At 71.2% G+C, this 14321-nt stretch carries 7 protein-coding genes (1 of these 7 only partly in view); 6 read left to right on the top strand and 1 reads right to left on the bottom strand.

The genetic code is table 11. The features are described from left to right. Nucleotides 1–309, bottom strand: a 309-nt coding sequence (locus tag ACTHNQ_RS01660) for an OB-fold nucleic acid binding domain-containing protein (protein ID WP_440330706.1), incomplete at its 3' end; no start/stop codon positions are given. A gap of 107 nt (nt 310–416) precedes the next feature. Between ACTHNQ_RS01660 and ACTHNQ_RS01655 the strand changes: the two genes are divergently transcribed. The 6 genes from ACTHNQ_RS01655 to ACTHNQ_RS01630 all read left to right on the top strand — a co-directional run. Then, on the top strand, nt 417–1046 hold the full coding sequence (locus tag ACTHNQ_RS01655) for a histidine phosphatase family protein (RefSeq protein WP_440330705.1): 630 nt from the start codon (nt 417–419) through the stop codon (nt 1044–1046). Continuing rightward, on the top strand, nt 1043–1654 hold the full coding sequence (locus tag ACTHNQ_RS01650; protein ID WP_440330704.1) for a TlpA family protein disulfide reductase: 612 nt from the start codon (nt 1043–1045) through the stop codon (nt 1652–1654). Before ACTHNQ_RS01655 ends, ACTHNQ_RS01650 begins: the two co-directional genes overlap by 4 nt. Beyond that, nucleotides 1651–2466: a cytochrome c biogenesis CcdA family protein gene (locus ACTHNQ_RS01645; protein WP_440330703.1), complete on the top strand. Its 816-nt coding sequence runs from the start codon at nt 1651–1653 to the stop codon at nt 2464–2466. The genes ACTHNQ_RS01650 and ACTHNQ_RS01645 overlap by 4 nt, the downstream gene beginning before the upstream one ends. Further along, a complete protein-coding gene (gene resB / locus ACTHNQ_RS01640) occupies nt 2447–4231 on the top strand; it encodes a cytochrome c biogenesis protein ResB (RefSeq protein WP_440330702.1) in 1785 nt (594 codons plus the stop codon). Before ACTHNQ_RS01645 ends, resB begins: the two co-directional genes overlap by 20 nt. A 5-nt stretch (nt 4232–4236) precedes the next feature. Further along, nucleotides 4237–5301 (top strand): c-type cytochrome biogenesis protein CcsB, encoded by a 1065-nt coding sequence (gene ccsB / locus ACTHNQ_RS01635; RefSeq protein ID WP_440330701.1) that lies wholly within the window; start codon nt 4237–4239, stop codon nt 5299–5301. 283 nt (nt 5302–5584) lie between these two features. Further along, nucleotides 5585–14321, top strand: partial view of a hypothetical protein gene (locus ACTHNQ_RS01630; protein ID WP_440330700.1) — the 5' end (the start) only. It continues 22745 nt past the right edge of the window; only the first 8737 of its 31482 coding nucleotides appear in the window; the start codon lies at nt 5585–5587; the stop codon falls past the right edge of the window.

Genomic DNA, 14321 nt, shown 5'->3' with positions numbered 1-14321 from the left:
GCCGATCTTGATCTCGACGCCGCCGAGCTTGACGCGCTCGTCGTGCTTGAGCTCGCCCTGCACCGTCAGGAAGGTGCCCGTGGCGAGGTTCGAGATGAGGTCGGTGAGGGCGAGGGCTGCGGCATCCTGCTCGCTGCCGTCCTCTGCCGGTCGCGTCGCCGGGTTGACCAGCTGCACCGCGCCCGTCTCGTCACGCAGGATGACGAACTGGACCTTCTTCTGATCGCGGACGGTCTCCACCCAGCCCGACACCGAGACGGGGCCGTCGGGGAGCCCCTTCAACTGACTGACGAGAACGCGTTCACTCACGAGCGACAAGTCTACGTGGCAGGTCGGCGGGCACTTCGCCGCGCTGGGCGGGCGCACTGGGCGAACGCTCAGCCGGTCCACAGAACACGCCCACGTAGACTGGGGCCGTGCCCGCCGCTCGCCTCCATCTCGTGCGCCACGGGGAGGTCCACAACCCCTCCCGCGTGCTCTACGGGCGACTTCCCGGATACGGTCTGAGCGCCGACGGTCGTCGCATGGCGCGGCAGGCGGCCGAGTACCTCCACTCGCTGGAGCGGCCCGTCTCGGCGCTCGTGTGCTCGCCGCTGCAGCGCACCCAGGAGTCGGCAGAGCCGTTCACCGAGATCTTCGGCATCGAGCCGGTCATCGACGACCGCGTGATCGAGCCCACCAACGTGTTCGAGGGCAAGCGCATGGCCCGCGCCCTTGTGAACCCCTGGAACTGGCGTCACCTCCGCAAGCCGGCGCTGCCCAGCTGGGGCGAGCCGTACGCCGATGTCGTGGGCCGCATGAACAAGGCCATGACCGAGGCCTGGGACGCCGCAGACGCCGGCGACGTCGTGATCGTCTCGCACCAGCTCCCCATCTGGATCACCCACCTCGCGGTCGCCGGGCTCCCGCTGCGGCACGACCCCCGCGCGCGACGCTGCGCGCTGTCGAGCGTGACGAGCTTCGAGATGATCGACGGCAAATGGACAGAGACCGCCTACGCCGAGCCGGCGTCGACGGCGGGCGCGGTGGATGTGGGAGCAGTATGACTCGCGGCTTCGGGAAGGTCCGCGCGGCGGCATCCCTCGTTCTCAGCGCGGTGCTGATCGCCGGGCTCGCGGCGTGCTCCGCCGACCCGCTGGCCGAGCAGTACCGCGAGGGCGACAACAAGGGCTTCGTGGCGTCGGACGGCTTCAAGGTCGTCGAGATCAAGGCCGCCGATCGTGAGGACCCGGTCGCTTTCGAGGGGGTGCTGGACACCGGCGAGAAGACCACGAGCGCCGACTACGCCGGCGACGTGACCGTCGTGAACTTCTGGTACGCCGGCTGCGCGCCGTGCCGCGTCGAGGCGCCCGAGCTCGAGAAGGTGCACGACGCGTTCGAGGGGCAGGACGTCAAGTTCCTCGGCGTCAACCTGTACGACGGCGCCGAGGCGTCGCAGGCGTTCGCCAAGAAGTTCGGGATCACCTACCCGAGTGCGCTCACCACCGTCGACGGCTCGATCAAGCTCGCCTTCGCCGGTTCGACGCCTCTCAACGCCGTGCCCGTCACGCTCGTGCTCGACAAGGAGGGCCGCGTCGCCGCGCGCCTCATCGGGCAGATCGAGGAGTCGTCGATCCTCGAGACCCTCGTGCGCGAGACGCTGGAGGAGTCGTGAGCCTCGGCGAGCTCGTCGCCGACGGCTCGCTGCTCGTCGCGATCCCGATCGCCGTCCTCGCCGGCGCGATCTCGTTCCTGTCCCCGTGCGTGCTGCCGCTCGTGCCCGGCTACCTCGGCTTCATCGGCGGCGCGGTCGCGCCGCGCCCGGCCCCCGTCGCGGTGAACGCGGTGACGGATGCCGGCGGCCAGGCGCCCGCGCCCGCCGCGATGTCGACCGGGCTCGAAGCACCGGCCCGCGGCCGGCTGGTGCTCGGCGTGCTGCTGTTCATCGCGGGCTTCACGGTCGTCTTCGTCAGCATGGCGATGCTCGGCGGCACGGTCGGACGCTTCCTGCTCGAGTACGCCGACCTCATCACGCGCGTGCTCGGCGTGCTCATCATCGCGATGGGGCGCGTGTTCATCGGCTGGTTCGGGCTCGCGCAGCGGATCGCCCGGCCGCAGGTGCGCGGCAACCTCGGACTCATCGGGGCGCCGCTGCTCGGCATCGCGCTCGCGATCGGGTGGGCGCCCTGCATCGGCCCGACGCTCGCCGTGATCCTCACCATGTCGTTCGACTCCGGATCCGTCGGGCGCGCGGCGCTCCTCGGTGTCGCGTACTCGCTCGGGCTCGGCATCCCGTTCCTTCTCATCACGCTCGGATTCGGCTGGGCGACGCGCTCGGTCGCGTTCGTGCGCCGTCACATCCGCGTCGTCAACCTCGTCGGCGGCGCCCTGCTCATCGTGCTGGGCCTGCTCATGGTCACCGGCGTGTGGACCGCCGTGATGGCACAGCTCCAGGGGGTGTTCTCCAGTGTCCCGGCCCCGCTCTGACGCTTCGGCAGGCTCAGCGACCGAGGGCGGGTCGGACCCGCTCCGCCCCGCCGACCACGCGGACGGCGCCGGCGCGCCGGGCGACGGATCCGACGACATCACCCAGCCCGCGCTCGGCGTCGTCGGCTGGCTGCGGTGGGGCTGGCGCCAGCTCACCTCGATGCGCACCGCGCTCGTCCTGCTGCTGCTCCTCGCGATCGCCGCGGTGCCCGGCTCGCTCGTGCCGCAGCGCAGCGCCGACCCCAACGGCGTGCGACAGTACTTCGTCGACAACCCCGACCTCGCGCCGGTGCTCGACAAGCTGAGCCTGTTCGACGTGTACACGTCGCCGTGGTTCTCGGCGATCTACATCCTGCTGTTCATCTCGCTCGTCGGCTGCGTCATCCCGCGTACGAAGCACCACTTCAAGGCGATGCGCGCGAAGCCGCCGCGCACGCCCGCGCGTCTGTCGCGCCTGGACGCCCACCGCTCCGAGATCCTCGAATACTCGGACGAGACGGATGCTGCCTCCGCCGCCGCTCTGGCCGTCGAGGTCGCGCAGCAGCAGCTGCGCAGGTCGGGCTACCGCGTCGAGCGCTACGACAACGCCCGGACGCTGTCGGTGTCGGCCGAGCGCGGCTACCTGCGCGAGACGGGCAACCTCGTCTTCCACGGGGCGCTGGTGGGTGTGCTGCTGGCCGTGGGCATCGGCGGCGGATTCACCTATACCGGGCAGACCGTCATCATCGAGGGCCGCACCTGGGTCAACACGATGCTCGACTACACCTCTTTCAACCCCGGTCGCTTCGTCGACGAGGACGCCCTGACGCCGTACGCGCTGACGCTCGACCGGTTCGACGTCACGTACCAGCCCAGCGGCGAGCAGGGCGCGGGCATGGCCGGCGACTTCGTGGCGAACCTGACCACGCAGTACGCGGGCGAGCCCGCAGGCAAGGGCGAGGTGCGCGTCAACCACCCGCTCGACATGGCCGGCGACCGCGTCTACCTGATGGGCAACGGGTACGCCCCGACCCTCACGATCCGCGACGCCGACGGCGACGTCGTCTTCTCCGAGGCGGTGCCGTTCCTGCCGCAGGACACGAACATGACCTCGCTCGGCGTCATCAAGGTGCCGGACGGACTCAGCGACCAGGTCGGCCTCGTCGGCTTCTTCTATCCGACCCAGGTGAAGCTCGACAGCGGCGCGTACACGTCCAGCTACCCCGCGCTCATCAACCCCGTCGTCACGCTCGACGTCTACGTCGGCGACCTCGGCATCGACGGCGGCGTGCCGAAGTCGGTGTACACGCTCGACACGAGCGAGATGGACAAGCTCACCGGCGTCGGCACCGACGTGAAGTCGCTGGAGCTCGCCCCCGGCGAGACCGCCGACCTTCCCGGCGGACGCGGCACGGTCACGTTCGAGAACGAGGCGCCCGCGGGTGCGCAGGGCTACGACGGCTCGGTGAAGAGGTACGTCTCGCTGTCGATCCATCGGGATGCAGCCGCCACCTGGGTGCTCGGCTTCGCGGTGCTCGCGCTCGCCGGCCTGCTGGCGGCGCTGTTCGTGCCGCGCCGCCGCATGTGGGTCAAGGCCGTCGTCCAGGGGCACACCGTGCACCTCGAATACGCAGGACTCGCCCGCGGCGAGGACCCGACGCTCGCGGCCGCCGTCGACCAGTTCGCCGTGAAGCACCTCGCATCGCTGGCCGCGACCACGCCGGCCGGCGGCGCCGGCCGCGCTGCGGCATCCCCCGTTCCCGAATCAACCCCCGACGTAGACTGAGGATCATGCCCGACGCCACGCCCTTCGACCTCGACTCGATCTCGGTGCTCCTCGTCTGGACGGCCATCGCGATCTACGCGCTCGCATTCATCGCCTACACGGTCGACCTGTCCCGTCGCGGCGCGGTCGCGGCGGACGCGAAGGACGCCGCGGCGAAGGTCGCGCGTGAGCGCGAGCTCGTGACCGCAGGCGGGTACGCCGGCGGCAGCTCGGTCGACGAACTGCGCGCGCAGGAGTCGGCGTCCGAGGCGGCGCTCAACGCCCCCGTCGGCCGTCGCGAGCGCTTCGTGTGGGCGCGCATCGGCACGGCGCTGACGGTGCTCGGGTTCCTGTTCCACGTCGGTGGCGACGTCACGCGCGGGCTCGCCGCAGGCCGGGTCCCGTGGTCGAACATGTACGAGTTCGCGCTGACCGGCACGATGCTGATCGTCGCGGTGTACCTCGGTGTTCTTTTCCGCTACGACCTGCGGTTCCTCGGCACGTTCATCACGGGTCTGGTGGTGGTGTTGCTGGGCGGGACGGCCATCTGGTTCTACACCGACATCGTGCCCCTGATGGACCCGCTGAAGTCGGTGTGGCTCGTGATCCACGTGTTCGTGGCATCCCTCTCGACAGCCATCTTCGCGCTGGCCTTCGGGCTGTCGGTGCTGCAACTCATGCAGGCCCGACGCGAGCGCAAGGTCGCCGTCGCGGCGACAGCCGAGGACTCCGCGACGGCGGTCAAGACCGGACCCGGATTCCTCCGCACGCTGCCCAGCGCCGACGCGCTCGAGTCGCTCGCCTACCGGTTCGCGATCATCGGCTTCATCTTCTGGACGTTCACCCTCATCGCCGGATCGATCTGGGCCAACGACGCCTGGGGCAGGTACTGGGGCTTCGACACCAAGGAAGTGTGGACGTTCGTCATCTGGGTGCTCTACGCCGGCTACATCCACGCGCGGGCGACGCGCGGCTGGCGCGGCTCGCGATCGGCCTGGCTGTCGATCATCGGCTTCACCGCGGTGCTCTTCAACTTCACGATCGTGAACATGTTCTTCAAGGGCCTGCACGCCTACTCCGGCCTCAACTGACCCGTCTTTCCGCGACATTCCGTTCCGGGAATGCCGGGCCGGCCCCTCGGCTCGATGATGGAATGTCCGACACGCCCTTGACGGATCTCTCGGCCCGGGGCTACTTTTGCGCCTGTCCGGTTCGCTGACCGCGTCGCCTCGCCGCACGCAGGCCTCGGGACCGGGATGGGTTTGAGCATCAGGATCGGCACGCAAGTGTCATCGCCGGGGTTCGGGGGAGCCGCGCAGCGGATCGAGTACACCGGCGCGTTGTCAGTTTCGTCATACGAGCGACAGGCGCGTCATGGTTTGGGGATCGGGAACGGAGCGCTACCGCAGCGCGGCGTTCGGCTTGGTCGCGTACGCGACCGCCGTGGCCGTCGCCGTCGGTATCGCATTGCCGTACAGCGCGCCGCGCGCGCTCCCGGTCGCGACCGTCGCCTCCGCCTCCGCCTCCGCACCCGCTCAGGCACCGGCCGCCGCACCCGCGGCGACGGTGTCGGGAGCCGCTGCCGACGCCTCGTCCGGCGAGATGATCGGCGAGCCGGCGGCCTTGAACGTGCGGCCGTTCGACGCCACCGACGTGGCCACGCCCACCGATGCTCCTCCGGCCGACCCGGCGCCCGCGGACCCTGCGCCCGCACCCGATCCGGCACCGGCCCCCGCGCCCGATCCCGCCCCGGCGGTCGATCCCGCGCCGGCTCCCGCACCGGTCGAACCCGTCGCGGTCGACCCTGCGCCGGCGCCCGCGCCTGCGGACTCCTCGGTCCCCGCGGACCAGGCACCCGCCGCACCGGCGCCCGCTGCTCCCGCCACGGTCGCACCCGCCCCGTGGGTGCTGACGATGTCGGGCACGGCGTCGTCGCTCGTGTTCCACGGCGACGGCACGGTCACCTTCGAGGGCGTCACCCGTTCCCTCGCCGAGATCTCGGAGATCCGCGTCACCGGCACCGCGGGCGATGACACGTTCACGATCGACTTCGCCGGCACCGACCCCGGCGTGCCGATCTGGTTCGACGGCGCGGCCGGCTACGACACGCTCGCGACGAACGGCGGCGGCGGCTTCTCGTCGGCGCCGACCGACGGCTCGTCGGGCTCGATGACCTTCGGCTCGACCGTTGTGCACTACGCGGGCATCGAGCCGATCCTCACCGACAACGACCCGTCGGCGAGCGTCGAGTTCACGCTCAGCGGGAGCGACGACGACGCCGTGCTCGAAGTCGACCCCACCGACTCGTCGCTGCTGCGGCTGCGGTCGCTGGCAGGTTCCCCGACGTTCGAGCAGACCAGCTTCGCCGCACCGACAGCGTCCGGGACGAAGCTCAAGATCTCGGGCGGCAGCGGGCACGACAAGCTCACGGTGCTCGGCATCATCAACCTGCTGAACGCCGCGTTCGAGGCCTACTTCGAGTCGATCGTGTTCCAGGGCGCCACCGTCACCGCAGGATCGGTCACGGCGGCGGCGGCCGACAGCAACACCGACGGCATCCCGTTCACGCTCAGCGACTGCAACCCGCTCGGCGACGACTTCGACATCGTGAACTGCTTCGCGCACAACGCGACCGCCTCGGTCACCGTGACGAACAGCTCGATCACCGCGGGCGACGTCTCGCTCACCGCAGATGCCTCCGTCGTGCCCGACACCTCTGCCGCCACGGCGTATGCGGTGCTCGTGAAGTCCGCGGCGACCGTGTCGGTGACGGACTCGACCATCACCGCGACCGGCGCCTTCACGGCGGCGTCGACGTCGACCGTCGGCGCCTTCACCCTGAACAAGCGCTACGGCGACGTCGCGGTCGTCTTCTCCGACGCCACCACGACCATCGGAGGCACCACCGCTCTCAACGTCGGCGGCGACGCGACGATCTCGGCGACCTCCACGGTCACCGCCAGCGCCATCCCGCAGACGGCCAACCCGAACGACGCGCCGAAGAGCTTCGACGCCGCCGTCGCCGCCGTCACCGTCGACTCCGACGTCGTCAGCACCCTCACCGGCAGCGCACACGCCACTGTCGCCGGCGCACTCGGGGTCGCGGCATCCAACGTCGCCACCGTCACCGCCGACGGCGACGCATCGGGCGAGAGCAGCGGCGCCGGCGTCGCGGTCGTCTACATCGACCAGACGACGGACGCCGCCATCGACTCGACGTACGCGCCGGGATCCACCGCCGCCTCGCTCGCGGTGCTCGCGAACCAGCAGTCCACGGTGACGGCCACGTCGAAGGCCGCGCACGACGGGGCGTCGGCCCAGAACAACAAGAGCCCGAACGCGCCGAGCCGGGCGAACGGTCAGGCGGCCAACGACGACGGCACGCAGACCACGATCGCCGGGGCCTTCGCGCTGTCGATCCTGGACGTCGACACGCACGCCCGGCTCCAGGGCTCGTCGGTGACGACGACCGGAGCGCAGACCGTGACCGCGAAGGCGAAGAACAGCGTCGCGACCACCGGCAACGGCGGCACCACCGACGGCGCCGCGACCGGCATCGGCGTCGGCGTCGCGATCAACCTCATCACGCTGCTGACCGAGGCGTTCGTGCAGGCGGCTCACCTCTCGGCGGGCGGCGGCGTCACCGTCGAGGCCGACGGCCCCGACAGCGGAGACGCATCGTTCACCGCGACGGCCACATCGGGCGCCGGAGGCGGCGGCTCGTTCAGCGGTGCGGGCTCGCTGGCCGTCGACCGCATCACCGCGCACACCTCGGCACGGCTCGCCGGCACCGGCAGCACGTTCGACGGCAAGAACCTCACCCTCAAGGCGCGCGGCGCGCACACCAGCCACGCGAAGGCCACCTCGAAGCAGGACGGCACCGGATCGGTCGGCCTCGGCGCCTCGGTCGCGCTGAGCCTCATCCGCAACGAGGTGTTCGCGGGCGTCGACGCCGGTACGGGTGCGACAGGCATCGGGGCTCTCGTGATCGACGCGGCAGGCTCCGACGACGCGACGACCGAGACCGAGGGCGGCGCGGAGGGCGGAACCTCGGCCTCGCTCACCGGCGTCGCGAGCATCGCCATCCACAACGTGCACACGACGGCCTCGATCCTCGGCGGCCCGGCCCTCGCCACTGCGTCGGGCATCACCGCGAAGGCCGACCAGAAGGCGAAGGCGACGACGAGCGCCAAGGGCGCCACCAAGGCCGGCGCCGGGGCGACCCTCGCACTGACGATCGCGTTCGCGCTGACGAGCGCCGACCATGTCGCGGAGGCGCGGATCGGCCGCGACGTGACTGCGGGCGGTGCCGTGTCGTTCACCGCGGAAGGCACATCGACGACGGCCACCTCGGCCGAGGCGAGCGCGGCGGGTGCGCCGGGCGAAGCCGGCGGCAGCGGCAAGGACAGCACCGGCAAGGACGTCAAGGGCAAGGCCGACGACAAGGCGACCAAGACCGGGGCGCGCACCGACGGGGGAGCCGGCGGCGGCACCTCCACGCCCGAGCAGAAGAACGAGGACGGCACCTCGGTGTCGGTGGCCGCGGCGATCGCCATCAACCTCGTCAACTCGGTCACCCGCGCCATGCTCGGCGACGGCAGCGTGCTCGTCGCGAACGGGGCGCCGGTGACGTTCGAGGCGAAGAACAACACCGATGCCTCGGCCACGGCCAAGGGCACATCCTCGGATTCGAGCTCCGTCGGCATCGGCGCTGCGGTCGCGGTCAACAAGGTCCGCCTGATCAACGAGGCCGGGATCGGCATCGGAGCTTCGCTGCACGCCGCGTCGCTCGCCGTGTCGGCCACGGTGAAGACCGACGGGTCGGACGACACGCACACGTTCGCCGCCGTCGCCGAAGCCGGCGCGACCGGCACCGGCGGCACTCTCGGCATCGCCGGGGCGTTCGCGATCAACCTCGTCGACGAAGACACGCGAGCCGTGGTGGACGCCGACAACGACCCGCTGCACCCCGACCCGCCGGCGCCGCTTCCCGGCGTCGTGCTCACCGGGGGCTCCGCGAGCTTCACCGCCGGGTCGAAGAGCAACGACAAGGCATCGGCCAAGAGCGAGCAGGAGGGCGAAGGCACCGTCGGCATCGGCGCCTCGTTCGGGCTCAACCTCGTCACCCACGAGGTGTACGCGGGCGTCGCGCCCGCGGCCAACGGCACACGCGGCCCTCCCGTCACCGGTGCCGGCGCACTGACCATCACCGCCACGCACGACGTCACGCTCACCACTGAGGCAGAAGCAGGCGCGGCAGGCGGAGGCGTCACCATCACGCCCTCGGTCGCCATCGTCATCGCGACCATCCACACCGCAGCATCCATCGGCATCGGCTCCGCTCCGCTCACCACGTCGAGCATCACCGCCACCGCCACCCAGACCGTCGCCGCCGACACCACGGCGAAGGGGTCGACCACCGCGGGCAGCACCGCCGGGATCGGCGTCTCGCTCGCCCTCGCGATCCTCGACGACATCACGTCGACGTCGGGCAGCGATCGCAGCCTCACCACGACCGGCGCCGCCTCGTTCACCGCGACGCAGCGCGTCGACGCAAAGACCACCGCGAAGGCCTCGGCCCAGGGAGCGAAGCCGTCCGAGGGCAAGGACCAGGGCGGCAAGGACGTCAACGAGAAGGCCGACGCGAACCTCGGCCAGGCGAGCACCACCAAGCAGCAGAACGGCGGTGGATCGACGTCGACCTCGTCGACGCCGAAGGCCGCGACCAACGACAACAACGGCGCGTCGCTGTCGATCGCCGGCGCCATCGCCATCGCGGTCGTCTCGCCCACCGTGCGGGCCCGCTTCGCGAACGGCGTGTTCGTCGTCGCCGGCGGTCTGGTGACGCTGCGGGCGCTCGCCGACATCGACTCGAGGGCCGACGCCCGCGGCGACACGTCGACCAAGGGCGACGTCGGCATCGGGGCCGGTGTCGCGGTCCAGGCCGTCGAGATCACGGTGAACGCCACGACCGGCGTCTCGACGATCACCGCCACCGGACTCGTCGTCGAGGCGGGGATGCTCGACGGCGACACCGACGACGTGGTGCGCCGGTGGGACGACGCGACCAAGACGTGGATCGTCGTCGATTCGGGCGAACAGCTGCCCGGGCCTTCGAAGAACGACACCGCCTATGTCAAGGAGTCCGGGCAGGAGGGCATCTACACGTTCGACGGCTCGAACTGGTCGAACACGACGCCCGGCGCCATCACCGCCGGCGACGAGCTGCCCGGCTCGCCGAGCGCGAACGACCTCTTCCTGCTCCGCGCCGAGAAGGACGGCCACCCGGGCAACTCGGTGTGGAAGTACGACGGCTCGGACTGGGTGTTCCAGACCGCGGCGGTCTACGCCAAGAAGGACGACCTGCCCAAGGACGAGATCGAGGAGGGCGACTGGTTCCAGCTCACGGCACAGGACGGCACCCACGCTCCGGGCTTCTACAAGCGCAACGGCAGCCACGAGTGGGAGCTGCAGTCCGTCACCGTCGGCTCGGGCGACCGGCTGCCCGCTTCGCCCGCCGACGACGACCTGTTCCGCCTGTTCGAGCACGAGATCACCTCGATCGCCCGCGCCGGCGCCAGCAAGTCCGACAGCGTCGGCGTCGCCGGGGCCATCGCCATCAACATCCTCGGCAACCAGACCGAGGCGGTCGTCCCGACCGCGGCGACGGTCACGCTGTCGTCGGCGGCATCCACGATCTCCGCAGAGAGCAACGAACGGGATGCCGCGACCGCGACCTCGCAGGCCAACCAGGGCAAGGCGACCGGCATCGGCGCCGTGTTCACGCTTCAGGTCGTCGACGGCAGCGATGTGCGCGCCGAGGTCGAGAACGGTGCGGCGCTGACCGGCGGGACCGGGCTGGCCATCACGGCGTTCGGATTCCGGGAGTTCATCACGAAGGCCGAGGGCGGCGCCGAGTCGACAGGCGCGGCCGCGATCGCGCCCGTCGTCGCCCTCGTGATCAGCGTCGACGACGACGTCACCGCTCGGCTGGGGACGGGCGGTGACACCGGCGTCACCGGGCCGCTCAGCGTCACGGCGACCCACCAGCTGCGCATCCGCACCGACGGCAACGCGAAGGCCGCCGGCAAGAGCGCCGCGGTCGGCGCGATCATCGCCGTGAACGCCGTCGTCGGATGGGACACGCTCGCCGAGATCGCGCGCAACGCCTCCGCCACGGCGGTCTCGGTCGTCGCCGACTCGCTGGCCTTCACCGAGGCGAAGGTCGAGGCCTCGGCAGAGGGCGCGAGCTCCAGCGAGACCCAGTCGGGCGACCAGAAGTCGGGCGAGGCCGTCAACGGCGACAAGAACCCGAACACGGCGGGCACGCGCGACGACACCGCCGGCATGCCGTCCTCGAACGGCGGCACGAACGGCACCAACGGCGGCAACGGCGCGAACCAGCAGCAGTCCGCGCAGTCGGGCCAGTCCGGCAGCGGCAGCAGCGACACCACGGCGGTCGCTGCGGCGATCGGGGTCAACTGGCTCGTGGCGACCTCGACCGCCCGCATCGCCGCGAACGTCACCGTCACCGCGACGGCCGGCGAACTCGTCGTGCGGTCGCTCTTCGCGCAGCGCGCGTACGTCTTCGCCCTCGGCACGGCGATCGACGTGACCCACGGCGGCACCCGCGTCGGCGCCACCATCGGACTCAACGTGCAGGACGCCACCAACCGCGCAACCATCGGCGCCGGCGCGCACGCGACCGGCCAGACCGGCGTGACGGTCGCCGCCGTAGCACCCGCCGGCACGCACAACGACTTCATCGTGTGGTCCTTCGCCGCGGCGGGCGGCAAGAACACCTCGGTCGCCGGCAGCGCGGCCGTGCAGATCCTGCTGCTGACGACCGAGGCCTCGGTGGGCGTCGGCGCGGAACTGGATGCACCGGCCGGGGGAGTGGCCGTGACCGCGACGCAGCCCATGCGGCTGCAGAACCTCGCCATCTCGGGGGCGCTCAGCACCGGGTCGGATGCCGCCGTCGGAGGGGCGTTCCTGGTCAACTACCTCGAGATCAACACGCGGGCCTGGATCGACTCGACCGTCGGCTCGCCGACGCACGTCGACGCGTCGGGCGCCACCTCCCTCACCGCGACGACCACCCTCGACCCGATCGTCCCCGATCTTCCCGAGCCCGTGAAGGGCAAGGTCGACATCCCGGCAGTGAGCAACATCGCGATCGCCGGCGGGGCCACGCAGGGTACGGCGGTCACCGGCGCCTTCATCGTGAACATCTTCAACCTGCAGACCCGCGCATGGATCGCGAACGGCGCGCAGCTGAACCAGACGGGCGCCGTGGGCGGCAGCGGGCAGACCGTCACCGTCGCGGCGAGCGACTCGATCACCGTCGTCGACGCCGCCGGCGCGCTGTCGCTCAGCCTCGACTCGTCGAGCGTCGGCATCACGGTCGCCGTCGAGATCTCGAACTCCGACGTCCGCGCGTGGATCGGCGACCAGGCGGTCGTCCGTGCCGGCGGAGACGTCGAGGTCGAGGCGACCTCGCACGAGGACTGGTTCGTGCTCGCGGTGTCGGGCGGCGTGACGATCAGCGGCAGCGTCGCCGCGACCGGTGCCGTCCTCGTGATCGTCGCCAACCAGGGCGGCAGCGACCCGCAGACGCTCGCCCGGATCGGCCAGTCGACGGTCCGCACGAACGGCGACCTCACGGTGCACGCGAAGAAGGACGTCGTCGCGAAGCTCTCCAGCGGCAACATCGCCGTCTCGGGCAGCGGCTCGGGCGTCGGCGCGTCGGTGACGGTCAACGTCCGCGACGACGACGTCACGGCGCAGATCGGCGACGGCGCCGACGTGCAGGCCGCCGGAGACACCCTCGTCAAGGCGGAGCAGTCCGGCGACTTCCTGCTCTTCGCGGTCGGCGGCGCCGGCGGCAACTCGGTCGGCGTGGGCGGGTCGGTCACGGTCAACGTCCTGACCGACACCACCACCGCGAGCATCGGCGGCGGCGCGAAGGTGAACTGCGTGGGTGTCTCGTGCACCAACGCCAACCCGAGCCTCACGCAGGACGTGGTGGTCGAGGCATCCGACGAGACGACGGTCCTCTCGCTCGCCGGCGTCCTCGCCGTCGGCGGCACCGCGGGCGTCGGCGTCGGCGTCGACGTCGAGGTCGTGAACAAGACCACGCAGGCGAGCATCGGCGCCGGTGCGACCGTCAACGCGAACGGCGACGTCGTGGTCAGCGCCACGTCGTCCGAGCAGATCGACTCGATCTCGGCGGGCGGATCCGTCGGCGGCACCGCCGCGGTGACCGTCAACGCCGCAGTGCCGGTGGTCACGGTCACGACGAAGGCGTGGATCGGCGCATCCGCGAACGTCACGGCCGGCGGCAACGTCATCGTGGCCGCCGCGGACGACTTCACCCTCTTCACGATCGCCGGCAACATCTCGGTGTCGGGCACCGCGGCCGTCGGCGCCGGCGTCGCCGTGCCGGTGGTGACCAAGACCACGCAGTCGTGGATCGGCGACGGCGCCCGCGTCACCTCTCGCGCGCTCGCCGGGCACATGACGCACACCACCGTGGCGTCGGGATCGTTCGACCCGCACGGGACCGACACCCGCTTCGACCCGCGTGGAACGCTGGGCGGCTACCCGACGCCGTACCCGCACAGCCCGATCAACGGCAGCGGTCTGCAGGCGGACGGCGCCACCATCAACCTCGGATACCAGCACGGCTTCAAGTCCGGGCAGATGGTCGTGTACGACGCCGGCGGCGGCGCGGCGATCACGGGGCTGACCGACGGCGCGACGTACTTCGCGATCCCGGTGTCGAGCACCGCCATCAAGCTGTGCACGATGCGTGGACCCCCGGTGAGCCCGGGATCCGATGAGTACACCTGCGCACCCGGCCACCTCCTCGGCGGCCTCAGCCTCCCCGCCGGCGTCAAGATGGGCGAGAACCAGCGGTTCGTGCCCACCACCCAGCCCGGCCTCCCCTCGGACGTGTCGCCGCGGTTCACCGCCCAGTACGCGGTCGGCACCGACTACCTCGTCCTCCCTTACGACCTCACCGTGAACGTCGGCGATCCGGTCATCTACAGCGCCGGCGGCGGCACCCCGATCGGCGGCCTCGAGGACGGCGCGACCTACTACGTCGTCA

The organism is Microbacterium sp. (assembly GCF_051953575.1).
In the GTDB taxonomy this organism is placed as follows: Bacteria; Actinomycetota; Actinomycetes; order Actinomycetales; family Microbacteriaceae; genus Microbacterium.
This window is presented reverse-complemented; position numbering and strand designations above follow the sequence as displayed.